This window comes from Arthrobacter sp. MDT1-49-2 (assembly GCF_059090185.1).
In genome coordinates this window covers 194991-220881 of record NZ_JBNHFK010000004.1, presented here as the reverse complement: position 1 = coordinate 220881, position 25891 = coordinate 194991, and the positions used below count along the sequence as shown (strand labels likewise).

20 protein-coding genes are annotated in these 25891 nt (G+C 66.1%); 11 read left to right on the top strand and 9 right to left on the bottom strand.

Annotated features, from left to right (window positions below; genetic code table 11):
• Nucleotides 1–5: 5 nt before the first annotated feature.
• Nucleotides 6–1769: a phospho-sugar mutase gene (locus AC5RTS_RS07795; protein WP_493991487.1), complete on the bottom strand. Its 1764-nt coding sequence runs from the start codon at nt 1767–1769 to the stop codon at nt 6–8.
• A 42-nt stretch (nt 1770–1811) separates the two neighbouring features.
• On the bottom strand, nt 1812–2612 hold the full coding sequence (locus tag AC5RTS_RS07790) for a purine-nucleoside phosphorylase (RefSeq protein ID WP_493991486.1): 801 nt from the start codon (nt 2610–2612) through the stop codon (nt 1812–1814).
• A 92-nt stretch (nt 2613–2704) separates the two neighbouring features.
• Here AC5RTS_RS07790 and AC5RTS_RS07785 point away from each other — a divergent pair, with 92 nt between their 5' ends.
• Together AC5RTS_RS07785 and AC5RTS_RS07780 are read left to right on the top strand one after the other, a co-directional pair.
• On the top strand, nt 2705–4111 hold the full coding sequence (locus AC5RTS_RS07785; RefSeq protein WP_493991485.1) for an NAD(P)H-quinone dehydrogenase: 1407 nt from the start codon (nt 2705–2707) through the stop codon (nt 4109–4111).
• A 178-nt stretch (nt 4112–4289) separates the two neighbouring features.
• On the top strand, nt 4290–5708 hold the full coding sequence (locus AC5RTS_RS07780) for an MFS transporter (protein ID WP_493991484.1): 1419 nt from the start codon (nt 4290–4292) through the stop codon (nt 5706–5708).
• A gap of 74 nt (nt 5709–5782) precedes the next feature.
• Here the strand turns inward: AC5RTS_RS07780 and AC5RTS_RS07775 are convergent, their stop codons facing one another.
• Nucleotides 5783–7591: an acetyl/propionyl/methylcrotonyl-CoA carboxylase subunit alpha gene (locus AC5RTS_RS07775; protein WP_493991483.1), complete on the bottom strand. Its 1809-nt coding sequence runs from the start codon at nt 7589–7591 to the stop codon at nt 5783–5785.
• Nucleotides 7592–8297: 706 nt separating this feature from the next.
• Here AC5RTS_RS07775 and AC5RTS_RS07770 point away from each other — a divergent pair.
• On the top strand, nt 8298–8867 hold the full coding sequence (locus AC5RTS_RS07770) for a putative endonuclease domain-containing protein (RefSeq protein ID WP_493991482.1): 570 nt from the start codon (nt 8298–8300) through the stop codon (nt 8865–8867).
• Nucleotides 8868–8981: 114 nt separating this feature from the next.
• Here the strand turns inward: AC5RTS_RS07770 and AC5RTS_RS07765 are convergent, their stop codons facing one another.
• The 5 genes from AC5RTS_RS07765 to AC5RTS_RS07745 form a co-directional block, all read right to left on the bottom strand.
• Entirely contained in the window at nt 8982–9617 is a 636-nt protein-coding gene (locus AC5RTS_RS07765; protein ID WP_493991481.1) for a Maf family protein, read from the bottom strand.
• 168 nt (nt 9618–9785) lie between these two features.
• Nucleotides 9786–11213, bottom strand: a complete 1428-nt coding sequence (locus AC5RTS_RS07760; protein WP_493991480.1) for a dicarboxylate/amino acid:cation symporter — start codon at nt 11211–11213, stop codon at nt 9786–9788.
• Nucleotides 11214–11394: 181 nt separating this feature from the next.
• The gene (locus AC5RTS_RS07755; RefSeq protein WP_493991479.1) at nt 11395–13122 is read right to left on the bottom strand and encodes a DUF885 domain-containing protein; all 1728 of its coding nucleotides are present in this window, start codon (nt 13120–13122) and stop codon (nt 11395–11397) included.
• A gap of 45 nt (nt 13123–13167) precedes the next feature.
• Entirely contained in the window at nt 13168–13404 is a 237-nt protein-coding gene (locus tag AC5RTS_RS07750; RefSeq protein WP_493991478.1) for an acyl-CoA carboxylase epsilon subunit, read from the bottom strand.
• Complete coding sequence (locus AC5RTS_RS07745; RefSeq protein WP_493991477.1) at nt 13401–14996, bottom strand: acyl-CoA carboxylase subunit beta; 1596 nt, start codon at nt 14994–14996, stop codon at nt 13401–13403. The genes AC5RTS_RS07750 and AC5RTS_RS07745 overlap by 4 nt, the downstream gene beginning before the upstream one ends.
• Before the next feature lie 250 nt (nt 14997–15246).
• Here AC5RTS_RS07745 and AC5RTS_RS07740 point away from each other — a divergent pair, with 250 nt between their 5' ends.
• The 6 genes from AC5RTS_RS07740 to AC5RTS_RS07715 all read left to right on the top strand — a co-directional run bounded on the left by AC5RTS_RS07740 (nt 15247) and on the right by AC5RTS_RS07715 (nt 20131).
• Nucleotides 15247–16104, top strand: a complete 858-nt coding sequence (locus AC5RTS_RS07740) for an SDR family oxidoreductase (protein ID WP_493991476.1) — start codon at nt 15247–15249, stop codon at nt 16102–16104.
• Between the two features lie 59 nt (nt 16105–16163).
• Nucleotides 16164–17048, top strand: a complete 885-nt coding sequence (locus AC5RTS_RS07735) for a biotin--[acetyl-CoA-carboxylase] ligase (protein WP_493991475.1) — start codon at nt 16164–16166, stop codon at nt 17046–17048.
• 51 nt (nt 17049–17099) lie between these two features.
• Nucleotides 17100–17669, top strand: coding sequence for a PH domain-containing protein (locus tag AC5RTS_RS07730; protein ID WP_493991474.1), 570 nt, complete (start codon nt 17100–17102; stop codon nt 17667–17669).
• 91 nt (nt 17670–17760) lie between these two features.
• Nucleotides 17761–18810, top strand: a complete 1050-nt coding sequence (locus tag AC5RTS_RS07725; RefSeq protein WP_493991560.1) for an adenylate/guanylate cyclase domain-containing protein — start codon at nt 17761–17763, stop codon at nt 18808–18810.
• A 127-nt stretch (nt 18811–18937) separates the two neighbouring features.
• On the top strand, nt 18938–19747 hold the full coding sequence (locus tag AC5RTS_RS07720) for a PP2C family protein-serine/threonine phosphatase (protein ID WP_493991473.1): 810 nt from the start codon (nt 18938–18940) through the stop codon (nt 19745–19747).
• A gap of 63 nt (nt 19748–19810) precedes the next feature.
• Nucleotides 19811–20131 (top strand): DUF6457 domain-containing protein, encoded by a 321-nt coding sequence (locus AC5RTS_RS07715; RefSeq protein ID WP_493991472.1) that lies wholly within the window; start codon nt 19811–19813, stop codon nt 20129–20131.
• A gap of 8 nt (nt 20132–20139) precedes the next feature.
• Here AC5RTS_RS07715 and AC5RTS_RS07710 read toward each other — a convergent pair whose 3' ends face one another.
• Entirely contained in the window at nt 20140–22482 is a 2343-nt protein-coding gene (locus AC5RTS_RS07710; protein ID WP_493991471.1) for an FdhF/YdeP family oxidoreductase, read from the bottom strand.
• A gap of 333 nt (nt 22483–22815) precedes the next feature.
• Between AC5RTS_RS07710 and ligA the strand changes: the two genes are divergently transcribed.
• Together ligA and AC5RTS_RS07700 are read left to right on the top strand one after the other, a co-directional pair.
• A complete protein-coding gene (ligA, locus tag AC5RTS_RS07705; RefSeq protein WP_493991559.1) occupies nt 22816–25056 on the top strand; it encodes an NAD-dependent DNA ligase LigA in 2241 nt (746 codons plus the stop codon).
• Nucleotides 25053–25847: an inositol monophosphatase family protein gene (locus AC5RTS_RS07700; RefSeq protein ID WP_493991470.1), complete on the top strand. Its 795-nt coding sequence runs from the start codon at nt 25053–25055 to the stop codon at nt 25845–25847. The genes ligA and AC5RTS_RS07700 overlap by 4 nt, the downstream gene beginning before the upstream one ends.
• Nucleotides 25848–25891 lie beyond the last annotated feature (44 nt).

Below are 25891 nucleotides of genomic sequence, written 5' to 3'. Positions count from 1 at the left end.
CCTGGTTACAGTCCCAGGGACGACCTGACATCCGCCAGCACGGCATCCAGTGTTGCCCGTGCCTTGGACCGCGCGGCCGGCAGCTCGTCTGCCGATCCCACCGGTTCAATGACTTCCAGATAGCACTTCAGCTTCGGCTCGGTCCCGCTGGGCCGGATGATGACCCGGGTGCCGTTGCGGGTGATGTACCGCAGTCCGTCGGTGGGCGGCAGGCCGTCCGCACCCTCGGAGAGATCGACGGCGGTTTCCACCGGCGAACCGGCGAAGGAGGCGGGCGGGTTGGCACGCAGCCGGTCCATCATTTCCGTGAGCAGCCCCAGATTGTCCACCCGCACCGAGAGCTGGTCGCTCTGGTGCAGCCCGTGCTCCAGTGCCAGGTCATCGAGCTCATCGAAAAGCGTCCGCCCGGCGGCCTTCAGTGATGCTGCCAGCTCCGCCAGAAGGACACCGGCAGAGATCCCGTCTTTGTCACGGACCAGGCCCGGGGCCACACAGTAGCCCAAGGCCTCCTCATATCCATAGGTCAGCTTGGGCACCCGTGAAATCCATTTGAAGCCGGTGAGGGTTTCCTGATGGGCGAACCCGTTCGACTCGGCAATCCGCGCCAAAAGACGGGAGGAGACAATCGAGTTCGCGAACACCACGTTGGAGCGGGTCTTTTCGCCTCGGACCTTCCAGCGCCCGGCGGCAATCCTGCGCGCAATGTGGCGGCCCAGCAGGGCACCTACCTCGTCCCCGCGCAACATCCGCCACTCACCCGAGGAGGGGTCCTCCGCCGCGACGGCAGCACGGTCCGCATCGGGATCATTGGCCAGCACCAGATCCGCATTGCGTTCCACGGACAGCTTCAGGGCCAGGTCCAATGCGCCGGGCTCTTCCGGGTTGGGGAAGGCGACGGTGGGGAAGTCGGGATCCGGGAGAGCCTGCTCCGGCACCAGCTTCACCTTGGTGAACCCGGCGCCGCGCAGCACGGCGGACATGGTTTCTCCGCCGACGCCGTGCATCGGTGTGAGGACAATGTCCAGGTCCCGTTCCGGGTAGCCTTCGGCATGCATCAGCCGGTCCACTGCTCCGATGTAGTCCGCAATCAGGGATTCGGACACCTCGGTGTAGCCGTCCGGTGCCAGTTCGATGGAGCTCAGCGGCGTCGAATAATCGATCCGTGCCGCTATCTCGGCGTCGTAGGGGGTCACGATCTGCGCGCCGCGGCCCGGACCCTTCACTGTGCGGCCGCCAAGGTAGACCTTGTACCCGTTGTCCAGCGCAGGGTTGTGGCTGGCCGTGACCATCACACCGGCGTCCGTATCCAGGGCGCGGACGGCGTAGGCCAGCAGCGGGGTGGGCAGCGTGCAGGGCAGCAGGAAGGTCTCGATGCCTGCCGCACCAAAGACGGCAGCCGTTTCCAGCGCGAAATCCTTGGACTTGTGCCGGGCGTCGTATCCAATGACGGCGCTGGGGGTCCAGTTGTCTCCAGCAGTCTCCTGCAGGAAGGAGGCGATGCCCGCAGCCGTGCGGCGCACCACCACGCGGTTCATCCGGCGCGGACCGGCGCCAAGGGCGGCCCGGAGCCCGGCGGTGCCGAATTCCAGTGTGCCGGCGAACCTGTCTGCCAGGTCCAAGGCGGCTGCGGCGGCTTCTTCCTCCGTAGCCTCACCGAGGGTGCGCAGGAGTGAGCGCAGCTCGCGGGCGGTATCCGGGTCGGGGTCGCTGTCAGCCCAAGTCCGCGCAGCGGCGGTGAGTGCGTCCAGTTCAGCGGGGTTGCTAGTCATGATGTGTACCTACGATTGGAGTGACCGGGTGAAGACTGCCGGCTAGATGCGGTTGATGATCTCGGCGAGCAGCTTGGAAATGCGGGGACCGGCAGCCTGGCCGGCCTCCAGCACTTCCTGGTGGCTCAGTGCCACCGGGCTGATGCCGGCCGCCAGGTTGGTCACCAGGGAAATGCCGAAAACCTCCATCCCGGCGTGCCGGGCTGCGATGGCTTCCAGCGCGGTGGACATTCCGACGAGGTCTGCCCCGATGGTCTTGGCGTAGCGGACTTCTGCCGGCGTCTCGTAGTGCGGGCCGGTGAACTGGGCGTAAACGCCCTCGTCCAGGGTCGGATCCACGCTGCGGGCAACCTCGCGCAGGCGGGACGAGTAAAGATCCGTCAGATCCACGAACGTGGCACCCTCAAGCGGCGACGTTGCCGTGAGGTTCAGGTGGTCGCTGATCAGCACCGGGGTGCCCGGCTGCCACTCCGGGTTCAGCCCGCCGCAGCCGTTGGTCAGGACCATCACCTTGGCGCCGGCAGCTGCTGCTGTCCGGACGCCGTGGACGACGGCGCGGACGCCCTTGCCCTCGTAGTAGTGGGTGCGGGCGCCAAGCACCAGCGCGCGCTTGCCGTCGGTGGTGAGGACGGAGCGGATGGTGCCCACGTGGCCCTGCACCGCCGGGGCGGAGAAGCCGGGAATGTCGGCGGCGGAGAGCGTGGCGGTGGTTTCGCCGATCAGTTCGGCCGCTTCACCCCAGCCGCTGCCGAGGACCAGGGCGATGTCATGGGAGGGCACGCCAGTGTGCTCGGCAATGTAGTCGGCGGCCTGCTGGGCAAGTTCAAATGGGTCGTTAGTCACTTAACAAACCTACCGTGTATGCGCGGGGACTGAGTGCGCTGCCGAAGTGCACCGTTTGAGCGCCGTCACGGGATGGGACAGAATAGAGCCTTGTGACGAGCCAACTAGATTTTACTGCCCGGAAAATTGCGATTCTTGGAGGAGGCCCCGGCGGCTACGAAGCCGCTCTGGTAGCGGCTTCCCTCGGGGCGGACGTAACCGTTGTAGAGCGGCAGGGCCTGGGCGGCTCCGCGGTGCTGACCGACGTCGTCCCCTCCAAAACGCTGATTGCGACGGCGGACGTGATGACACGACTGACCGCTGCACGAAACCTCGGAGTGGAATTCGGCGACGTCGAGTCCCCGGTGTACGCAGACCTGAAGGTCGTCAACCACCGCCTGCTGGCGCTGGCCAAGGAACAGTCCAATGACATCCGCCGCACCCTGGAGCGGGTGGGTGTGAAGGTCAAAATCGGCGACGGCCGGCTGCTGGATAACCACACCATCGAGGTCACCGCCGCGGACGGCTCAGTGGAAACCGTGGAAGCGGAGGCGCTGCTTATCGCCACGGGTGCGAACCCGCGCGAGCTGGAGACCTCGATGCCCGACGGCGAACGCATCTTCACCTGGAAGCAGATTTACAACCTGACCGAGGTGCCGGAGCACCTGATCGTTATCGGTTCCGGTGTCACGGGTGCCGAGTTTGCCTCGGCGTACAACGGGCTGGGTACCAAGGTCACGCTGATCTCCAGCCGCGACCGCGTGCTGCCGGGCGAGGACGCGGATGCCGCCGTCGTACTCGAGGACGTGTTCCAGGCCCGCGGTATGACCGTCCTGAGCCGTTCGCGCGCAGACTCGGTGAAGAACACGGGACAGGGCGTGCTCGTCACGCTGTCCGACGGCCGCACGGTGGAAGGCAGCCACTGCCTGGTGGCCGTGGGTGCCATCCCCAACACCGCCGGAATCGGGCTGGAAGAAGCGGGAATCCAGTTGGATGACCGCGGCCAGATCAAGGTCGACGGCGTCTCCCGCACCACCGCGCCCAACGTCTACGCCGCAGGTGACTGCACCGGCGTGTTCAACCTTGCCTCCGTGGCAGCCATGCAGGGGCGCATAGCCGTGGCCCACCTGATGGGCGACGGCGTGAAACCGCTGAAGCTGAAGCAGGTTGCCTCCAACATCTTCACCTCGCCGGAAATCGCCTCGGTGGGTGTCAGTGAGGCCGACGTCGCAGAGGGCCGCTACCAGGGCGACGTCATCAAGCTCTCGCTGCACACTAACGCGAGGGCCAAGATGATGGATGTGCAGGAGGGCTTCGTGAAGATCATTTCGCGGAAGGGTTCCGGTACGGTCATTGGCGGCGTCGTGGTGGGACCGCGTGCTTCCGAGCTCATCTTCCCGATCGCCATTGCCGTTTCGCAGAAGCTGCACGTGGACGACCTGGCGAATACCTTCACGGTGTACCCGTCCCTGACCGGCTCCATCTCCGAGGCTGCACGGCGCCTGCACGTCCACATGTAACTTTTTACGCTTGTTTATCCCGCGTCCGGGACGGATTATCCGTTTCGGGCGCGGGATTTTTTCTGCCCCGGACAAACCGCAGCGAAATATGTGTCCACTATGTGGACACAAGTCTCAGATAACGGACGCATGCTTTTACGATGTGGATACTTCAATTCCTCTTGCGAAAGACCACCAAATGTCTACAACGAATCCCTCCACGGCGACGGCGCCGGCAAAGGCCAATTCCAAGAGCCGGGTGGTGGTTGCCAGCCTTGTCGGCACCTCCATCGAGTTCTACGACTTTTACGTCTATGCGACCGCCGCCGTCCTGGTCTTCCCCCGGCTGTTCTTCCCCAACGCGGAAGGTGCCACGGCGCTGCTGAGCTCCTTCGCCGTCTTCGGTGTTGCCTTCATTGCCCGTCCGCTCGGGTCGATTATCTTTGGACATTTCGGTGACAAGGTCGGACGCAAGGGGACCCTGGTCGCCTCCCTGCTGACCATGGGCATCGCCACCTTCCTCATCGGGTGCCTGCCCACCGCCGAGATGTCCGGCTGGTCCTTCTGGGCGCCGGCACTGCTGGTGGTCATGCGCTTCGCCCAGGGCCTGGCGCTCGGCGGCGAATGGAGCGGGGCGGCGCTGCTGGCCACCGAGAACGCTCCGGCCAACAAGCGCGCTGTATGGGGAACCTTCCCGCAGCTGGGCGCTCCCATCGGCTTCATCCTGGCCAACGGCCTGTTCCTGATCCTCAGCATGAACCTGGACAACGAGCAGTTCGATTCCTGGGGCTGGCGCGTTCCGTTCCTCGCCAGCGCGGTAATGGTCATCATCGGCCTGTACGTGCGCATGAAGCTGGTGGAAACTCCGGCCTTCCAGAAGGCAGTGGACTCCGGCGAGGTCAGCAAGCTGCCCCTGGGCCGGGTGTTCCGTTTCAGCTGGCGCGCCATGATTGCCGGCACGTTCATCATGCTGGCCACGTACGTGCTCTTCTACCTGATGACCACGTTCACGCTCTCCTACGGCACGGCCGCCAAGTCCGAGGAGGCTGCCCGCGCCGCCGCTGAAAACGCCGGCAAGGTCTTCGATCCCGACTCCTTCGCCCCCGGCCTCGGCTACGCCCGCAACGACTTCCTGATCATGCTGATTGTGGGTGTGGTGTTCTTCGGCATCTTCACGATGGTGTCCGGGCCGCTGGCAGAGAAGTTCGGCCGCCGCAAGACGCTGCTCGCCGTCACCGCCGCCATCTTCCTCTTCGGGTTCAGCTTCGCCCCGCTGTTCGACGGCGGCACCGCCGGGGTGATGACCCTGCTGATCATTGGCTTCACCCTGATGGGCCTGACCTTCGGACCCATGGGCGCCATGCTGCCGGAGCTCTTCCCGACCAACGTCCGGTACACCGGATCAGCCATTGCCTATAACGTCTCCTCCATCCTGGGTGCAGCAGTGGCACCGTTCATCGCCGTCGCCCTGTGGCAGGCAGCGGATGGCAGCCCGTGGCTGGTGGGCATCTACCTCAGCTCCATGGCGGTGCTGACCCTGATTGCCCTGTTCGTCAGCAAGGAAACCCGCGACGTCGACTACGAGAACAACTCGAGCGAAACCGTGAAGACTCGCTAAGTTCGGTTGGTACGAAAAGGCCCGGCTCCCGAATGGGGGAGCCGGGCCTTTTCACGTTGGCCGCCGCCGGGTGCCTAGCCCTGGATGGAGGCGATGACGGCGCCGGCGGAGACCGTGGCCCCGGGAGCTGCGGTCAGTCCGGTCACGGTGCCGGATTTGTGGGCAGTGATGGGCTGTTCCATCTTCATGGCCTCCAGCACCACGACGAGGTCGCCCTCACGGACCGCAGCCCCGTCTTCCACGGCTACCTTGACGATGGTTCCCTGCATGGGGGAGGTGAGATCGTCACCCGCTGCTGCGTTCGACGCCCCGCCGCGGGAGCGCTTCCGGCCCTTGCCATTGGTGCCGTTGCGGGAACCGTTGGAGGCTGCTGCCGGCGCGCCCAGACCTGCCGGCAGCACCACCTCGAGGCGTTTTCCGCCCACTTCCACAGTCACGCGGCGGCGCTCGTCGTCGTCGTTGGTCATGCCTGCTTCGCCGTCCCAGACCGGAATGGTGTTGGCAAAATCCGTCTCGATCCAGCGGGTGTGGACACCGAAAGCGTCTTCGGCGGTAAACGCCGGGTGTGCGGCAACGGCGCGGTGGAAGGGCAGCACGGTGGGGAGGCCGGCGACGTCCATTTCCGCCAGCGCGCGGCGGGCACGCTGCAGCGCCTGCCCGCGGGTGGCACCGGTGACAATGAGCTTGGCAAGCATGGAATCGAAGTTTCCGCCCACCGTTTCGCCTGCTTCAATACCGGAGTCCACGCGCACGCCGGGGCCGGTGGGCAGCTTGAAGGCCGTGACGGTGCCCGGCGCGGGCATGAAGTTGCGCCCGGGATCCTCGCCGTTGATGCGGAATTCGAAGGCATGGCCGCGGATTTCGGGGTCGTTGTAGCCCAGGGCTTCGCCGCGTGCGATGCGGAACTGCTCCCGGACCAGGTCCAGGCCCGTGACCTCTTCGGACACCGGGTGCTCCACCTGCAGGCGCGTGTTGACCTCGAGGAAGGATATGGTGCCGTCCGTGCCCACGAGGAATTCGCAGGTTCCGGCACCCTGGTAGCCGGCCTCCTTGAGGATGGCTTTCGACGCCGCGTACAGGCTGGCGTTCTGCTCCTCTGTGAGGAAGGGCGCGGGGGCTTCCTCGACCAGTTTCTGGTTGCGCCGCTGCAGGGAGCAGTCGCGGGTGGAAACCACCACGACGTTGCCATAGGCGTCGGCCAGGCACTGGGTTTCCACATGCCGGGGAGCATCGAGGAAGCGCTCGATGAAGCATTCGCCGCGGCCGAAGGCGGCCGTGGCCTCGCGGACTGCCGATTCGAACATTTCGGGGATTTCCTCGCGGCTGCGGGCCACCTTGATGCCGCGGCCGCCGCCGCCGAATGCTGCCTTGATGGCCAGGGGCAGGCCGTGCCGGTCCGCGAAGTCCAGGACGTCCTGGGCGGATTCGACCGGGTCCGGCGTGCCGGGGACCAGCGGGGCGCCCACCTTGGCGGCAATGTGGCGGGCCTGGACCTTATCGCCGAGGGAGGAAATGGCGCTGGGGGAGGGGCCGATCCAGGTCAATCCGGCGTCGATGACACGCTGGGCGAATTCAGCGTTCTCGGAGAGGAAGCCGTAGCCGGGGTGGATGGCGTCGGCACCGGACCTGGCAGCGGCCTCGAGGATCTTGTCCATGTCCAGGTAGGACTCGGCAGCGGTGCTGCCGCCCAGTGCGTAGGCCTCATCAGCGAGGCGGACGTGCAGGGCGTCGCGGTCCGGATCCGCGTAGACGGCAACTGCCGCAATGCCCTCGTCGCGCGCGGCGCGGATAACCCGCACGGCAATCTCGCCGCGGTTGGCAATGAGGATTTTGGTGAGTGCCTTTGCGGGCGTCGCGGAAGGCTCGGGGGTGTTCTGGCTCATTGGTGCACTGGCTCCTTTTGATCTGTTCGGAGCCTAGCGCGGTTTTGTGGTCTCGGGCCATAATCCGTGCTGTTTCTGCGTGGGGAACAGCCGTTCGTTGTGGGGATTCTACAAAGGTGGCGTCGTCGGTGAGCCTGCGCGAAGGGGTGCCGGGTGCCGGTGTGGGTGTCGGCCGGGCCGGTCACTGCTGCGTCGGCGGCCTGACGGCGGGGCTGGTGGCCGTGCTGGGCGGACTGCTCCTCCCCTGCAGGGCCCTCGGGGGCGGTTGTCCGCAGACGCACTCCGGAACCGGCTCTTTGGGTGGACGGATGCATGCAATGGCTTCATGAGACACCCCGACCCGCTGCCCCCGTCCCTGCGAGGGGTACCCTTCACCCTGCCAGCCGCTGAAGCGCACGGATTGAGCCGCGAGAGGCTGCGGGCTTCGGATCTCCGCGTTCCCAGTCGATCCATCCGGGTGCCTGCGGGCGGGCCATTTCGTCTTGCGGCCAGCTGCCGGCCGTACATCGAGCTGACCCCTGATGCCGTCGTGAGCCATTCCACGGCGGCGCGGCTGCATGGCCTGGTGCTGCCCCGGCGTTTGGCGGAGGAAGCGGTGCTGCATCTGAGCAGATGCCCGGGGCAAGGGATACCCAGGAGGCGAAACGTGGTGGGGCACCGATTGGACCTGCCAGGGCAGGACGTGGTGCAAGTGCAGGGGATACCCGTGACCGCAGTCGCCCGCACCTGGTTGGACTGCGCCGGAATGCTGACCCGGAATGAACTCATAGTGATGGCAGACCAGATAGTCAGTGAGCACCACCGCAGCTTTGGGCCACCGCGTACGGCCCTGCTCCCGCTCGGCCTCCTGCGGGACTATGTCGACGGAAAGGCCCGGGCCGCACATATTCGCAGGTGCAGGGAGGCTTTGCAGCGTGTGCGGGTCGGGGTGGACTCCCCGCCGGAGACCCTGCTTCGGCTGATGCTGCAGGATGATCCCGAGCTGCCGGAGTTCCTGCCCAATGTCGCCGTCTGCGACCCGCGGGGGAAGCCCCAGGTCTGGACGGACCTAGGCTGCAGAGAGTTTCGAACCTGTCTTGAGTATGAGGGCATGCACCACCTGACGCCCGAACAGCAGGCTCGCGATCACTACCGGGATTTGAAGACCGCGGAGCTGGGATGGGTGCAGGTCAAGATCAGCAAAGTCGATTTCCACCAGGGGCCGCGTTGCGTCAGGGCGAAGGTCCGCCGGGGCCTGGTTCTGGCCGGGTGGACACCGCCCAGCGGCCACATCTGATTAGCCGTCCCGGCCGGCGTCGATAGTACAGATAACGGGCTTTTGGGTTCCGGATAAGCCCGTTATCTGTACTTTCGGCGGATTATCTGTACTTTCGGCGGAGGAAAGCGGGGGCTACTTCCAGAGGTCGATGATCCGCACCCCGGCGCTGGCCAGCAGCTGGCGCAGCGTGGAAACGGAGAGCCCGACGACGGCGTGCGGATCCCCGTCGACACGCTCGATGAACGCGCCGCCCAGGGAATCGATGGTGAAGGAACCCGCCACCTGCAGGGGCTCACCCGTGGCGATGTAGGCCTCGATTTCATCCTCGGTGAGCTTGGCGAAGTGCACCTCGGCAGAAGACACTGCACCGAGGGTGGCCCCCGAGCCGTCGTCATCGGTATCCCGGCAGTCCACCAGCCAGTGCCCGGTGTGCAGTACCCCGGAGGATCCGCTCATGCGGCGGATACGCTCGCGGGCGACGTCGGCCTCCCACGGTTTGCCGTGCGCCTCGCCGTCGAACTCGAAGACGGAATCGCAGCCGATCACCAGGGCACCCTCGGCGTCCGGGAGCGCGGCCACGGCCTCGGCCTTGGCGCGGGCGAGCAGCAGAGCGGTGTCATGCGGATCGGTCAGGCCGTAGCGGGCGGTGACGGCGTCTTCATCCACGTCGGAGACGAGCACCGAGTGGGAGATGCCGGCGTCGGTCAGCAGCTTGGTACGGGCGGGGGAGGCGGAGGCCAGAATGAGGCTCAGGTTCGGGTTGGTCACGGCAACAAGCCTAGTGCGGGCGCCGCCCGGCACGGTAACCGCGGGGTACGGGGACCCGAATATCGCGAGGGACTGCATGAACCCGGCCCGGTCGCAGCAAGAACACGGCACATAACGAAACACGCCGGGCCGCCCGGAAGGGGCGGCCCGGCGTGTGGTCGGGAAGGATCAGCTCCGGGATTCAGCAGCCCGGGGAGCCGTGTCCTGCGCTACGTCTACCAGCGGGACCTCGATCTGCTCGGAGTCGTCGGCGAAGGGATCGCCCTGGCGCTTGGCGCCGTAGAGACCTGCGTCGAGCAGCCCGTTGCGCTTGGCCACCAGGGTGGGAACCACGGTCTGTCCGGCCACGTTCACGGCGGTCCGGCCCATGTCCAGGATCGGATCGATGGCCAGCAGCAGGCCGACGCCGGCCAGCGGCAGGCCCAGGGTGGAGAGCGTCAAGGTCAGCATCACGACGGCGCCGGTGGTTCCGGCAGTGGCGGCCGAACCCAGCACGGAAACCAGCGCAATCAGCAGGTAGTCCGTGAAGCTCAGGTCAATGCCGAAGAACTGCGCCACGAAGATCGCGGAGACGGCCGGGTAAATGGAGGCGCAGCCGTCCATCTTGGTGGTGGCGCCCAGCGGCACGGCGAAGGAGGCGTAGGCGCGGGGGACGCCGAGGTTGCGCTCGGTGACGCGCTGGGTCAGCGGCAGGGTGCCCACGGAGGAGCGGGAGACGAAGGCCAGCTGGATGGCAGGCCAGGCGCCGGAGAACCACTGGCGGACGGAGAGGCCGTGCGCCTTGATCAGTGCCGGGTAGACGCCGAAGACGACGAGGGCCAGACCGATGTAGACGGTCAGGGTGAACATACCCAGCGAGCCGATGGTGTCCCAGCCGTACGTGGCAACGGCCGTGCCGATCAGGCCGACAGTGCCCACCGGAGCGAGGCGGATGATCCACCAGAGCACCTTCTGGATTACGGCCAGTGCGGAGGCGTTCAGTGCCAGGAAGGGTTCGGCGGGCTTGCCGACCTTAAGGGCGGCAATGCCGACGGCGATCGCGATGACCAGGATCTGCAGCACGTTGAAGCTGACGCTGGTGGTCAGGGCGCCGGATTCGGCCATCTTGGAGCTGGCGCCGAGGCCCAGGAAGTTTGCGGGGATCAGTCCGGTGAGGAACCCGAGCCAGCTGCCCTGGCTGCCGGTGTACTCCCCGTCAGCCGCGGCGACGTCGGCGTTGTTGCCCGGCTGCAGCAGGACGCCGAGCAGGATGCCGATGACAACGCTGATCAGTGCGGTGATGGCGAACCAGAGCAGCGTCTGCCAGGCCAGCCGGGCCGCGTTGGACACGGCGCGCAGGTTGGCAATGGAGCTGACGACAGCCGTGAAGATCAGCGGAACGACGGCGGCCTTGAGCAGCGAGACGTAGCTGGTGCCGATGGTGCTCAGGGTGGTGGCGAGCCAGTTCGGCTCATCGTCAACGGTGCCCATCGACTTGGCCAGCAGGCCCAGCGCCAGGCCCACGATGAGGGCGGCGATGATCTGCGGTCCGAAGGACGTTACCCATCGGGGCAGCCGCCGGGCGGGGGTTTCAGGGGAGGAGGTCTGTGAGGTCACGGAAAGACTCTAGCCGCAGGCCTTTATCAGACGGTTGTGAAAGTTGCGAAATATTACGTCGGTAATCCGCGGTCCAATCAGCCGGAAGATGGCAAATTCCGCGCCGGATCGGGGCAGGGAGCGAGCGGCCCGGGTTATTCCCCGGGCCGCTGTGACCAATGTCGCTGTCTGGCCTCTGCGCTTAGTCGCCCAGGAGTGCCCTGCGGAGGGTGTCCAGTCCCACCGAGCCCAGCTGGAGGGCCCGGGTGTGGAAGGCCTTCAGGTCAAAGGCGTCCCCTTCACGGGTGCGGACTTCGTCCCGGATCTGCTCCCAGAGGCGCTGGCCGAGCTTGTAGGACGGCGCCTGTCCGGGCCAGCCGAGGTAGCGGGTGAACTCGAAGTTCAGCTGGCCTTCGCTGATGGACATGTTCTGCCGCAGGAAGTCGTAGCCCTTTTCAGCCGTCCAGGTGCCTTCGCCCCAGCGTTCCGGGATTTCCAGCTCCAAATGGACGCCGATATCGAAAACCACACGGGCGGCGCGCATCCGCTGCGCGTCCAGCATGCCCATTTTGTCGCCGGGATCGCTCAGGTAGCCCAGCTGGTCCATCAGCCGCTCGGCGTAGAGCGCCCAGCCTTCGCCGTGTCCGGAGACCCAGCAGACGTTGCGGCGCCAGGCGTTGAGCAGGCCGCGGGCCGCTGTCGCCGTCGCAATCTGCAGGTGGTGGCCGGGCACGCCCTCGTGGTAAACCGTGGTGGTTTCGGCCCACGTGGTGAAGGTGTCCTCACCCGCGGGGACGGACCACCACATACGCCCGGGACGGGCGAAGTCTTCACTGGGCCCGGTGTAGTAGATCCCGCCTTCCTGGGTAGGGGCGATCATGCATTCGATCCGGCGCATGGGTTCACTGATGTCGAAGTGCGAGCCGGCCAGGTCCTCGACGGCGCGGTCCGCCAGCCCCTGCATCCAGGCACGCAATTCCTCGGTGCCGTGGAGCTGGCGCGCCGGATCCTCATTGAGGATGGCCACGGCTTCCTCCACCGTCGCACCGGGGCGGATCTGTTCGGCCACCGCTTCCTGCTCGGCGATGATGCGGTCCAGCTCCTCCACGCCCCACCGGTAGGTTTCCTCCAGATCAACGGCAGAGCCGAGGAACTGGCGGGAAAAGAGGGCATACCGTTCAGCGCCCACGGCGTCCTTTTCCGGAGCGGCCGGAAGCAGCTCGTCTTCAAGGAAGGTGGCCAGGTTGAGGTAGGCACGGCGGGCGGATTCGGCGCCGGCACGCAGTTCCGTGCGCAGCGCCTCCGGCAGGGCCGCACCATCGGACAGGGCGGCGTTCTCCGCCAGGGCATCGAAGTATCCGCCGTCCTCGGCGTAGGCGGAAGCCTGCTCAATGACGATCTTCACCTGCCGGCGGGCGGCGACGAGGGAACGTTCCATGCCGCTGCGCAGGCTGGTGATGTACCCGGCGACGGCGTCGTCAACGTTGTTCAGCCGGCCGGCGATGTGCCGCCACTGCTCTTCGGTTTCCGTGGGCATCAGGTCGAAGATGCTGCGGATTCCCTGTGCCGGGGAGGCAATGTTGTTCAGATCGGCAAGATCCCAGCCGGACTCGTGGATCTCCAGGTCCAGGCCCAGCCGTTCGTGCATGGCGTCCAGTGTCACCCGGTCAACGTCGTCGGCCGGTTCCAGCCCGTCCAGCCGGCCGAGGGTTTCCCGGATGGCTTCGGCTAAGGACTCCAGCCCCGCGGGAGAATAATCGGCGTACTCCGTCTCCCTTCCCGGGATGCCCAGGGAAGTAGCGAAGGACGGATCCAACTGCAGGAGGGTATTGGTGAACGCATCGGCAACGGCGTCGATGGCGGTCGGCTGGCGGACCGGAACATGGCCAGCGGCGGGCAGGGACTCGGAAGATGATGTCTGGTGGGTCACAGACGGTAGCCTAACCGCACACCCGGTGCCGGGGCCTAATTCATGTCAGCGGAAACTGCGCCGCCAGGCTCCCGGGCCCGGCGTGGGAGCCAGGCTGAGCATCCTCCGCCGGGCCCAGGCGCGGTACGGCTGCCGGGCCGCAGGGGCCGGGGCCGGTGTGCCAAGCCCTGCAACAACGGCCGCCAGGGCGGCCAGCTCTTCGGCCGTAGGGTTGCCGGACAGGACCGAGAGCAGCGGTTCAGCCGCCGCTGCCGGTTCCAGGGGTGTGCCTTCGACACTCACAGCGGCATGTTCCCATGCTTCTTGGCGGGCAGCGAAGCCCGCTTGTCCCGCAGCGCCCGCAGTCCGCGGACCAGCTGCAGGCGGGTGTCGGACGGGGCGATGACAGCGTCCACATAACCCAGCTCCGCAGCCTGGTACGGGTTGAGCAGTTCGTCTTCATACTGCTCGATGTAGTGGCGCCGAACCTCATCAACGTCTTCGCCGGCGTCGGCGGCTGCCTTCAGCGGGGCGCGGTAAAGGATGTTCACGGCACCCTGGGCACCCATGACGCCTATCTGCGCGGTGGGCCAGGCCAGGTTGATGTCCGCGCCGAGCTTCTTGGAGCCCATCACGATGTACGCGCCGCCGTAGGCCTTGCGCGTGATGACCGTCAGCTTGGGCACGGTGGCCTCGGCGTAGGCGTACAGAAGCTTGGCGCCGCGGCGGATGATGCCGTTGAACTCCTGGTCCTTGCCCGGCAGGAAACCCGGAACGTCGACGAAGGTCAGGATGGGGATGTTGAACGCGTCGCAGTTGCGCACAAAGCGGGCGGCCTTCTCGGATGCGGCAATGTCCAGCGTGCCGGCAAACTGCATCGGCTGGTTGGCCACGATGCCCACGGTGTGCCCTTCGACCCGGCCGTAGCCGATGATGACGTTGGGTGCGTAGAGGGCCTGCATCTCCAGGAAATGCCCGTCATCGAGGACATTCTCGATCACGGCACGGATGTCGTAGGGCTGGTTGGCCGAATCCGGGATCAGCTCGTCCAGCGCCAGATCCGCGTCCGTGAGCTCCGGCTCCGGATCGAAGGCGGTCAGCGGCGCCTCGGCCAGGTTGTTCGAGGGCAGGAAGTCCAGCAGCTCCCGGACAAATTCGATGGCGTCCTCTTCGTCGGAGGCGAGGTAGGTGGAGGTGCCGGTGGTGGCGTTGTGCTGACGGGCCCCGCCCAGGGTTTCCATGTCCACGTCTTCGCCGGTGACCGTCTTGATGACGTCGGGTCCGGTGATGAACATGTGCGAGGTCTTGTCCACCATGACCACATAGTCCGTGAGCGCGGGGGAGTAGGCGGCCCCGCCGGCCGAGGGGCCCATGATCAGGGAGATCTGGGGGACGACGCCGGAGGCATGGACATTGTTGCGGAAGATATCGGCGAACATGGCCAGCGAGGCGACACCTTCCTGGATGCGGGCACCGCCGCCGTCGAGGATGCCGACCACCGGGCAGCCGTTGCGCAGTGCGAACTCCTGGACCTTGACGATCTTCTCGCCGTTGACCTGGCTGAGCGAGCCGCCGTACACAGTGAAGTCCTGGGCATAGACCGCCACCGGCCGGCCGTCCACCGTGGCGTAGCCCGAGACCAGGCCGTCGCCCAGTGGCTTTTTCTTTTCCATGCCGAACGCGGTGGACCGGTGCACGGCCAGGGCATCGAATTCCACGAAGGACCCGGCATCCACCAGCAGATCGATGCGCTCGCGGGCCGTGTGCTTGCCGCGGGCATGCTGCTTCTCGACGGCGGCGGGCCCGGAGGGCACCTCGGCTTCCGCCTGCCGGCGGCGGAACTCGGCGATCTTCCCTGCCGTCGTGTGCAGGAACAGGTCCTGATCAATACTCAAAGGTGGCCTCCGGTGCGCAGGTTCAGACTCTGTTCGGCTTTCCGTGGAGGGCGGCCGTGCAGGGCGTTAAGTAGGTTCCGCACAAAGGATGTGGCGGTTCACCCAGTCTAGTGAGCCGGTCCACCGGGAGTGAGTGTAGAAAACCTACAATTTGTATCCACGGTGGTTGGTCGGACCGGGGCCGTGCGGACACGGAGGCGTCGATGTTACTCACTAGTAACCTCGACGTGAGGTGCATTACCCTCATGCTATGAGCATCCCCAACAACACCCCGGAAACGGCGTCGCGGTCCCTGGCCGGGCGCACCATCCTGATGTCCGGCGGCAGCCGCGGTATCGGACTCGCCATCGCGCTGCGCGCAGCGGCCGACGGCGCCAACATCGCCATGCTGGCGAAGACGGCAGAGCCCCACCCGAAGCTGGAAGGTACTGTCTACACGGCGGCCGAGCAGCTCGAGGCCGCCGGCGGCAAGGCCCTGCCCATCATTGGCGACGTGCGCCGCGACGAAGACGTTGCCCGTGCCGTGGAAGAAACGGTGAAGCAGTTCGGCGGGATCGACATTGTCCTGAACAACGCCTCCGCCATTGACCTTTCCGGCACCGACGCCGTGACCATGAAGAGCTATGACCTCATGGCGGGCATCAACACCCGGGGCACCTTTATGCTCTCGAAGTTCTCGCTGGAGGCCCTGCGCCGGTCTGATAACCCGCACATCCTCACCCTGTCCCCGCCGCTGAACCTGGACCCGAAGTGGGCCGGCAACTACCTGGCGTACACCATGGCCAAGTACGGCATGTCCCTGACCACCCTGGGTCTGGCCGAGGAACTGAAGAACGACGGCGTGGCGGTGAACTCCCTGTGGCCGGTCACCGGCATTGACACCGCCGCCATCCGTAACATGCCCGGCGGCGACAAGCTGGCAGCGGCCTCACGCAGCGCCGACATCATGGCAGATGCCGCCCACGCCATCCTTACCCGGCCCAGCCGCTCGTCAACCGGCAACTTCTTCACCGATGAAGAGGTGCTGCGCCAGGAGGGCGTGACCGACTTCGACCGCTACGCACCCGGCGTGCCCCCGGAGAAGCTGATGCAGGACTTCTTCCTCTAAACGCTCTGTCCTGAACCGGGCGCCCGGGAATGTCCGGGCGCCCGCGTAAGATCAAAGGCATGCAACTGCACTACTCCAGCATGGAAAGACCGGGCCTGGACCCGGACCGCCTCAGGGCGGCGCTGGTGGCCCCCAACGGGCCTTACGCCGCGCTGGACGTGGTGCAGGAAACCGGGTCCACCAACGCCGATCTGGCAGACTCCGCCCGCCTCCGCCCGTCGGCAGCATTGGACCTGACGGTCCTCACCGCCGAACTGCAGACTGCGGGCAAGGGGCGCCTGGACCGAAGCTGGGTGGCTCCCGAGCGGTCCTCCCTGTTTGTCAGCGTGCTGTTCCGGCCGGTGAATGCCGAAGGGCGCCCGCTGCCAACCTCCTCCTACGGCTGGCTTTCCCTGATCGCCGCCCTGGCCATGGCTGAAAGCGTGGCCGCCCGCACCGGCGTCGAAGCCCGGTTGAAGTGGCCGAACGACGTCATGGTGGACAACCGCAAACTGGCAGGTGTCCTGGCCCAGCTTGTTCCCTTTTCCGACGGCTCGCCGCCGGCAGCAGTAGTCGGTGCGGGCCTGAACGTCAGCCTCACCGATGAAGACCTGCCGGTGCCCACGGCAACCAGCCTGCTCATGGAGTATGCCTCCACCACCGACCGCAACGTCCTGCTGCAGGATTACCTGCAGGCGCTGGCCGAAAAGTACCGTGCCTTCTGCTCCGTGGACGGAGATCCGGAGGCCGCGCCGGCCGGGCAGGCGTCGCTGCGGGCGCAAATCACCGCGCGCCTGTCCACGCTGGGCCGGGATGTCCGTGCCCAGCTCCCCGGCGGAGCTGTCCTGACCGGCCGGGCCGTGGCGCTGGCCGCTACCGGTGCGCTGGTCATCGTCGACGGTACCGGCGCACCGCACACTGTCTCCGCTGCGGACGTGGTGCACCTGCGTGCCGAGCCGGTATGAGGCCGGCTTCATGAGCCCGGTACTGCTGCCCCCGGCCGGGAGGGAAGCCTCATGCGCTTGAGGCTGTCTCCGGGAGAGTTCATTATTGCCGCCGGCCGTCCGCACGCGCGTTCGCTTTGGAAACCGCTCACACTGGCCGGGGTAACGGGCGCGGCAGCCGGGTATGCGCTGGGCTGGCTGGGGCGGGATACCCTGCCCGGACAACTGGCGGACTGGAGCCCGTACCTGCAGCCGGCCGTCGTGGCGCTGGCATTGCTGGTGCTGCTGCGCTACTGCCTGCCCTCCGTCCTTCGCTGGTTTACCGGCAGGATCATCCTGACCGACCGCAGGCTCATCCGCCGGCAGGGCGTGCTGCTGCGCCGGGAACATGAAATTGCCCTGGCCGCGATCTACCAGCTCGAAATCAGGCAGACCGTCACAGACCGGATGCAGGGCAGCGGCACCCTCGTGCTTGACCTGGGCCATGGCCGGATTATGCAGTACCCGGCGGTGCCGGAGGTGCACCGTTTCCGTTCCATTGTGGTTTCCGCCATAGGCCAACTGCCGCTGACTGCCATGTTTGATGGTGTAGATATTGAGGGAGACGGGGGATACGACTATGAAGGGAGGGACTATGACTGACGCAGGCCACGGTGAGTCCGGACCCGCGAGCCACCCCGAACCGATGACCCTGTCCATGCCGGCGGTCAAAACGCCCCGGCCGGACTATTCGATGGCGGACACCGGAACCGAGATAGACCGTGAGGACGTCCGCCGGCTGGAAGCGCAGCTGATCGGCGGGCCCCGAACCCTGAAGCGCCGGGAGGCGGCTGCCGAAGCCGGGGTGTCCCTGCTTTCGGCCCGCAAGCTCTGGCGGGCCATGGGATTCCCCAACCTGGATGATGACGCGGTCTTCTTTACGGAGCAGGACCGTGAGGCCCTCAGCACCGTGATCGAGCTGGTGCGCGACGAGCAGCTCACCGAGGAAGCCGCGATTTCCATCATGCGGTCCATCGGCCAGATGACCGATCGAATGGTTGTCTGGCAGGTTGAGGCCCTCGTAGAGGAAATGGTATCCACCCGCGGCATCTCCGATGCTGAAGCCCGCAGGAACCTGGTTGCGGCGCTGCCGGACCTGATTGAACCGCTGGAAAAAACCCTGGTCTATGCATGGAAACGCCAGCTCAACGCTGCCATCCAGCGGCTGGCGCTGCGCGCGGAAGCCGGGCTGGCCAGCCATGACGGGAGCGCCTCGGACGACGCACCGCTGCCGCTGGCACGCGCCGTCGGTTTCGCTGACCTGGTCTCCTACACCAGCCTGTCCCGCCAAATGAACGAAAAGACCCTGGCGCAGATGGTCCAGCGATTTGAGCACAAATGTGCCGAGATCATCTCGGTGGGCGGCGGCCGGCTGGTCAAGACCATCGGCGACGAAGTCCTCTTTAACGCCGAAACGCCCGAGGCCGGAGCGGAAATCTCCCTCGCCCTCGCGAAGGCCTTCACCGAGGACGAACTGCTCCCCTCCGCCCGGGTTTCCCTGGTCTGGGGGCGGGTGCTCTCACGCCTGGGCGACATTTACGGTCCCACCGTGAACCTGGCCTCCCGGCTGACGTCCCTGGCCGAACCCGGAACGGTCCTGACCGATGCATCCACTGCCGCCGCGTTGAAGGACAATCCTCGGTTTGTGCTGATTCCCCATCAGCCGCGCAACGTGCGTGGCTTCGGTGAAATCCATCCGGTCACCTTGGCACGGGGTACCGGTTCCGGGCTGGTCCTCGACTAGCCGGGACGCCCAATGGCCGACGCGCCATTTCCGCCGGACCGCAGGGTGCCTGCCGTCGGTTAGTGTATGGAGAGATACTGTAAGACGGATCACCTAGTGAACGAACAGCTTTCCGGACAGGGCGTGAATGAACTCCGACGAAACGACATCCCCGGATACCGACCTGCATGCAGTGTTTGGTTATGCATCCGACCGCGGCCTGCGGCGCGAGTTGAATGAAGACTCGCTGATCGCCGCCGATCCGGTCTTTGCCGTAGCCGACGGCATGGGGGGACACGAAGCGGGGGAGGTGGCCAGCAGCATCTGCGTCCGCACGCTGGGCGATTCCCCGATAGTGGGACAGCACCTGCCCGAGTTTTCCGCGGAACAGCTCAAGGACCTGCTGGTGGAGGCAGACCGCCGGATCCGCGACGCCACCGGTGGCCGGGCCGGCACGACCCTCACCGGCGGAGTGCTGGTCAGCGAGGGCGGCAAACCCCATTGGCTGGTGTTCAATGTGGGCGATTCCCGCACCTACCGGCTGAGCGCCGGAGTGCTGGAACAGATAACCGTGGACCACAGTGAGGTGCAGGAGCTGGTGGACCTGGGCCAGATCACCCCGGACGAAGCGCTGGTGCATCCCCGCCGCCATGTCGTCACCCGGGCCTTGGGCACCGGCAACGATTCGGAAGCGGACGTCCGGCTGGTGCCGGCGGGACCCGGGGACCGGCTGCTGGTGTGCTCGGACGGCCTGACCGGAGAGGTATCCGACAACCGCATCCAGGACATCCTGGCTTCGGTGGCGAATCCCCAGGACGCCTGTTCCGCTCTGGTCCAGGCAGCCCTGCGGTCCGGCGGCCGGGATAACATCACTGCACTGGTGGTCGACACCGAGGGCGGCGCAGTCGGCCCCGAGTCCGAGCCCGCGGCCGTTACGCTCACCGGCGGGGCGGGATAAACTGCCCCGCTTCCGTGAGCACTGCACCTCTGCGAATTCCGCCTATCTACGAAGGAGCCCCCGATGAGCACCCAACCGGACGAAATGGAAATCCGCCGCCTGAATGACTGGAGCCGGCGGCTGACCCAGGCGCTGCAGATCCTGGACCTCGAGGTAGACCCGGCCATGCTCGTGGAGCTCGGCGAAAAATCCGGCAGCACGGTGGCCCCCAACGCGGGCGTGGTGAGTGCATTCATGGTGGGTTATGCCGCAGGGTTGACCACCACCAGCGGACGGAAATCGGCGGAGGAAGCCGTGAAGAAAGCAGCGGATACCGTCTTCCAGCTGGCTGAGACCGGCCTGGAGGGGCCGGACCAGCCAGGCTGGAAGGGATCCGCGCAGTAGTACTGCCCTTACGCCGGCGCCGGGGTACGGCGCATCTTGTCTTCGGCGCCGGCGCTGACCGCAGGCTCCACCCGGACCAGGACCGTCTTGGACACCGGGGTGTTGCTTCCTTCCGCCACGTGATCCATTGGCACCAGCACATTGGCTTCCGGATAGTAGGCCGCCACGCATCCCTTGGGCGTGGGATAGGACACCACACGGAAACTGCGCAGCACCCGCTCCACCCCGTCGTGGTGGACGCCGTGGATGTCCACGTACTGGCCGTCCGCCAGCCCCAGCTCCGTAATGTCAGAGGTGTTCATAAAGAGCACGTGCCGGCCGCCCTTGATGCCGCGGTAGCGGTCATTGTGCCCGTAGATGGTGGTGTTCCACTGGTCATGTGAGCGCATGCTCTGCAGCAGCAGGGTGCCCTCAGGCCGCTGGACCGCTTCCAGGTCATTGACGGTCAGGATGGCCTTGCCGGTGGGCGTGTGGAAGGTCCTCGAATCCCGCGGACCGTTGGGCAGGACGAATCCGCCCTCATGCCGGATTCGCTCGTTGTAGTCCTCGCAGCCTTCCACCACCCGGGAAATGGAGTCGCGGATCAGGTCATAGTCCTTTTCGAAGCCGGCCCAGTCTGCGTCGATCCGGTCCCCGATAACCCGGGCCCCGAGCCGGGCAACCAGGGCAGGTTCGGACAGCAGATTGGGGGAGACCGGCTCCACCCCGCCGTGTGAGGCATGCACCACGCAGACGGTGTCCTCTACGGACACGAACTGCCGGCCAGTCTCCTGGACGTCTATTTCGGTACGGCCCAGGACCGGGAGGATCAGGGCTTCCTTGCCCGTGACCAAATGCGAGCGGTTGAGCTTGATGGAGATCTGCACCGACATGTCGGTCTTTTCCATCGCCGCCTCAGCGAGCCGGGTGTCCGAAATGGCGGAGATCAGGTTGCCGCCCAGTGCCATAAAGAACTTGATCCGCCCGTCCTGCATCCGGTGAAAGGTTTCAACCGCATCGGCGCCGTGCTCCCGCGGCGGATCGAAGCTGAATTCCTTGCCCAGGGAGTCCAGGAAAGTGCCGGGCATCTGCTCCCAGATGCCCATGGTCCGGTCACCCTGCACATTGCTGTGCCCGCGAATGGGTGCGGCACCGGCACCGGGCTTGCCAATGTTTCCCCGCAGCAGCAGCAGGTTGATGATTTCCTTGATGGTGGCAACGCCCTTTTTCTGCTGGGTGATGCCCATGGCCCAGGTGATGATGACTTTCTCGGCGTTCAGGTAGCGCTCAGCCAGCTCATCTATTTCCTCGGCACGCAGCCCGGTGGCTTCCAGCACCTCATCGTCGTCGAGGAAGGCGAGGTGCTCCTTGAGGTCTTCGAGACCTTCGCAGTGTTTCTCAAGGAACTCGTGGTCCAGGACGGTCCCCGGATTCTTTTCCTCGGCTTCAAACACCCGCTTGGAAATGGCCTGCAGCAGTGCCATGTCCCCGCCCAGCCGGATCTGCAGGAACTGGTCTGCGAGCTCGGTGCCCTTTCCCGCAATGCCGCGGGGCTTCTGCGGGTTCTTGTACCGCTTCAAGCCGGCTTCGGGGAGGGGATTCACGGCCACGATGCTGCCGCCGTTGCGCTTGCAGTTCTCCAGCGCCGTCAGCATGCGCGGATGGTTGGTGCCGGGGTTCTGGCCCATCAGGATGATCAGGTCCGCCTGGCCGAAGTCCTCATAGGTCACCGTTGCCTTGCCGATGCCAATGGTCTGGCCCATGGCCCAGCCGGAGGACTCGTGGCACATGTTGGAGCAGTCGGGCAGGTTGTTGGTGCCGTAGGCCCGAACAAACAACTGGTAGAGGAACGCCGCTTCGTTGGAGGTGCGTCCGCTTGTGTAGAACGCGGCTTCGTCCGGGGAATCCAGGCTCTTGAGCCGCTGCGCCACGATGTCCAGTGCCTCGTCCCAACCCACGGGGCGGTAGTGGTCCTCACCGGCGGGTTTGTAGAGGGGTTCCGTGAGCCGGCCCTGCATGCCGAGCCAGTACTCGGTCCGTTCACGCAGCTCCGTAAGGCTGTGTTCGGCCCAGAAATCGGAAGAAATGACCACCGGCGTGGCTTCCCACGTGACGGCTTTGACCCCTTCCTCGCAGTATTCGAACGGGCTGCGGTCCTTGGGGTCCGGCCAGGCACAGCTGGGGCAGTCGAAGCCGTGCTTCTGGTTCATCCGGAAGGTAGTGCCCAGGGCGCGGGCCAGACCCATCTGTTCGATGGCCGGTTTCATGGAGTGATAGACGGCCGGCAGCCCGGCGGCCCACTCCTTGGGCCGCGATGCGACCTGGATGTCCTTTTCGTTGACGTCCTCTATCCGGGGTTCTTTCCTGGCCACGCCGCACTTCCCTTCATCGCTTAGCTGCGCGTCCGTCCTGGCCCGCGAACATAGTTGCCTAGCATCAGGCCTAGCAGTCCCGGGGGTCCGCCGCAAGCACCAAGGCCGCGCAGGACCGATGCGCGCCGCTCCGGGCATGGCTGAACAAGGCTCTGGGCATGCGGCTCCCGGCGACCGTTTCCGTGCATCAGGCAAGGCGGTGTCTTGCTTCCAACATGTGAAGGGCCGGTGCCGCAGAGCCGCCGTCGGGGTACGGCAGCGGTGCACCGCTCCCGCAAGCGCGCGCTATGCGGCAAGATTGGTTAGGTGAGCACAGCCAAGACATCCCCGGAAATCACGGACACTGAAGCGGCCGTTGAATCGGTCAGCACGGACACCCCGCCCGCCGGGGACCTGCGCGAGGAATATGACGCGCTCGCGGACCAGGTGCGCCGCTACCGTTTCGCGTATTACAACGAGGACGCACCCCTGGTGTCGGATGCGGAATTCGATACGCTCTACCGCCGGCTCGAAGAGATCGAGGCGCTGCACCCCGAACTGGTCACCAACGACTCACCCACCCAGGAAGTCGGCGGCGAGGTCTCAGCGGCCTTCGCCCCGGTGGAACACCTGCAGCGGATGTATAGCCTCGAGGATGTGTTCTCCCTCGACGAGCTGGATGCCTGGGTGCGCAAGACCGAGGGCTCCGTGGCCAACATTGCGCCCGGCGCGAAGATCAAGTGGCTCACCGAACTGAAGATCGACGGACTGGCGGTAAACCTTCTCTACCGCAACGGGGAACTGGTCCGGGCCGCCACCCGTGGTGACGGCACCACGGGCGAGGACATTACCCACAATGTGCTCACCATCGGGTCCATCCCGCGCACGCTGAAGGGTGAAAACCTGCCCGCGGAAATGGAAATCCGCGGCGAGGTCTTTATCCCCTCCAAGGACTTCGCGCAGCTCAACGAAACCATGGTGGAAGCCGGCAAGGCCCCGTTCGCCAACCCGCGCAATGCTGCTGCCGGCTCCCTGCGGCAGAAGGACCCCGAAGTCACCGCGCGCCGGCCGCTGAGCATGTACGTGCACGGCATCGGCGCCCGCGAAGGTCTCAACGTGGCCAGCCAGTCCGAAACCTACGAGCTGCTCCAGCAGTGGGGACTGCCGACGTCGCCCTATTACAAGGTGCTGGACACGTACGAAGAAGTGCTGAAGTACATCGCCGACAACGGTGAGCACCGGCACGACCTGTCCCACGAAATCGACGGCATTGTGGTCAAGGTGGACGATTTCGGCCTGCAACGGGCACTGGGCAACACGTCCCGGGTGCCGCGCTGGTCCGTGGCGTACAAGTACCCGCCGGAGGAAGTGAACACCAAGCTGCTGGACATCCGGGTGAACGTGGGCCGCACCGGACGCGTCACCCCGTACGGGATCATGACGCCGGTGCTGGTCTCGGGCTCCACGGTGGAGATGGCCACCCTGCACAACCAGGACGTGGTCAAGGCCAAGGGCGTGAAGATCGGCGACACGGTGGTGCTGCGCAAGGCCGGTGACGTGATCCCCGAAATCGTGGGCCCCGTCGTCGCCCTCCGCGACGGCACTGAACGCGACTTCGTGATGCCCACGCACTGCCCCTCCTGCGGCACGGAACTGAAACCGGCAAAGGAAGGGGACGTGGACATCCGCTGCCCCAACGCCAAATCCTGCCCCTCGCAGCTGCGTGAACGGGTCTTCCACCTGGCCGGCCGCGGAGCCTTCGACATCGAGGCGCTCGGCTGGGAGGCAGCGATTGCCCTCACCTCGCCGGCCGAACCGGAGAACCCGCCGCTGACCAGCGAGGCACGCCTGTTCGACCTCAAGGTCGAGGACCTGGCCGACGTACGGATCGAACGGCCGAAGCGCGTTAAGGGCGTGGTGGACGGCACCGAACTGGTCCCGTACTTCTACACCAAGGGCACCGCCAAAAAGCCCTCGGTTCCCTCTGCCAATACCCGGAAGCTTTTTGACGAACTGGAGAAGGCCAAGTCCCAGCCGCTGTGGCGGGTGCTGGTGGCGCTGTCCATCCGGCATGTGGGCCCGACGGCGGCGCGCGCCCTCGCCGGCGCGTTCGGCTCCATGGAGGCCATCCGCGCAGCAACCGAAGAGCAGCTGGCGCACGTCGACGGCGTCGGCCCCACCATTGCCGCGGCCTTGAAGGAATGGTTCGCCGAGGATTGGCACCGTGAGATCGTCGACGCCTGGGCCGCCGCAGGGGTGCGGATGGCCGATGAACGGGACGAATCCATGCCGCGCACGCTCGAAGGCCTGACCGTCGTCGTCACGGGTACCCTGCCGAACTTCAGCCGTGACGAGGCCAAGGAAGCCATTCTCTCGCGCGGCGGCAAGGCGTCCGGCTCGGTGTCGAAAAAGACCGACTACGTGGTGGCCGGAGAGAACGCCGGGACCAAGCTGGAGAAGGCCGAGGCCCTGGGCGTCCGCGTCATTGATGAAGACGGTTTCCGGACGCTGCTGGCCGAAGGGTCGGTGCCGCGTGACGGCGACGGAGGCGAGGGTGAACCCGTGGAAGACGTACTGGAGGAAGGTACCGAATGAGCCCGCTGCCGGACGCCACCGATCCGCTGGAACTTCTTGAAGTAGCCCGTGAAGCCGCCGCTGCCGGCGCCGCGGTGCTGGCGGGGCGGTCCGCCGGCGGCCTGAATGCGGTGAACAAGAGCGCCGCCGGTGACTGGGTCACCGATTTCGACACAGCTGCCGAGATTGCCGTGCGGGAGGTTCTTGCCAGGCTGCGCCCGCACGACGTCGTGACCGGGGAGGAGCTGGAGGCGGCCACCCCGCCCAATCCGTCCGGCATCCGCTGGTCCATCGACCCGCTGGACGGCACCACCAACTTCATCCGCGACATCGTCTACTACGCCACCTCCGTGGCAGCCGTGAACGACGACGGCGAGTGGCTGGCCGGCGTCGTCCACGCTCCGGCGCTGGTACGCGTGTATTCGGCTGCCCGCGGCCACGGGGCGTGGCTTTCAGCGCACGGCAGCGTCCGCAGGCTTACCGGGCCGGATCCGGAGCGGGGCGGGAAGCTGCTGGGGACGGGGTTTTCCTACAACGCCGCAGTACGCGAGGAGCAGTACGCCGCCCTGCCCGCACTGGCCGGACAGTTCGCCGACATACGCCGGCTCGGCTCGGCCGCGCTGGACCTGTGCATGGTCGCCGACGGGACGCTCGATGCGTACACGGAACGCGGCCTGAACGAATACGACTATGCCGCCGGTGCACTCATTGCCGAGGAGGCCGGAGTACCGGTGCAGCGTCCCGGAACGCCGCGGGACGACGCCGAACGCGAGGCGGCTTTTACGACGGCCGGGGCAGTGCTTTTGGGGTAGTAGCGTAAAAGTCCGTATCCCAGCGGCCGGCATTGTCCTCGTCA

Coding starts and splice junctions, on each gene's coding strand:
- AC5RTS_RS07795 (WP_493991487.1), bottom strand. CDS start 1,769: ATGACTAGCAACCCCGCTGAACTGGACGCACTCACCGCCGCTGCGCGG.
- AC5RTS_RS07780 (WP_493991484.1), top strand. CDS start 4,290: ATGTCTACAACGAATCCCTCCACGGCGACGGCGCCGGCAAAGGCCAAT.
- AC5RTS_RS07775 (WP_493991483.1), bottom strand. CDS start 7,591: ATGAGCCAGAACACCCCCGAGCCTTCCGCGACGCCCGCAAAGGCACTC.
- AC5RTS_RS07740 (WP_493991476.1), top strand. CDS start 15,247: ATGAGCATCCCCAACAACACCCCGGAAACGGCGTCGCGGTCCCTGGCC.
- AC5RTS_RS07735 (WP_493991475.1), top strand. CDS start 16,164: ATGCAACTGCACTACTCCAGCATGGAAAGACCGGGCCTGGACCCGGAC.
- AC5RTS_RS07730 (WP_493991474.1), top strand. CDS start 17,100: ATGCGCTTGAGGCTGTCTCCGGGAGAGTTCATTATTGCCGCCGGCCGT.
- AC5RTS_RS07725 (WP_493991560.1), top strand. CDS start 17,761: ATGGCGGACACCGGAACCGAGATAGACCGTGAGGACGTCCGCCGGCTG.
- AC5RTS_RS07720 (WP_493991473.1), top strand. CDS start 18,938: ATGAACTCCGACGAAACGACATCCCCGGATACCGACCTGCATGCAGTG.
- AC5RTS_RS07715 (WP_493991472.1), top strand. CDS start 19,811: ATGAGCACCCAACCGGACGAAATGGAAATCCGCCGCCTGAATGACTGG.
- AC5RTS_RS07700 (WP_493991470.1), top strand. CDS start 25,053: ATGAGCCCGCTGCCGGACGCCACCGATCCGCTGGAACTTCTTGAAGTA.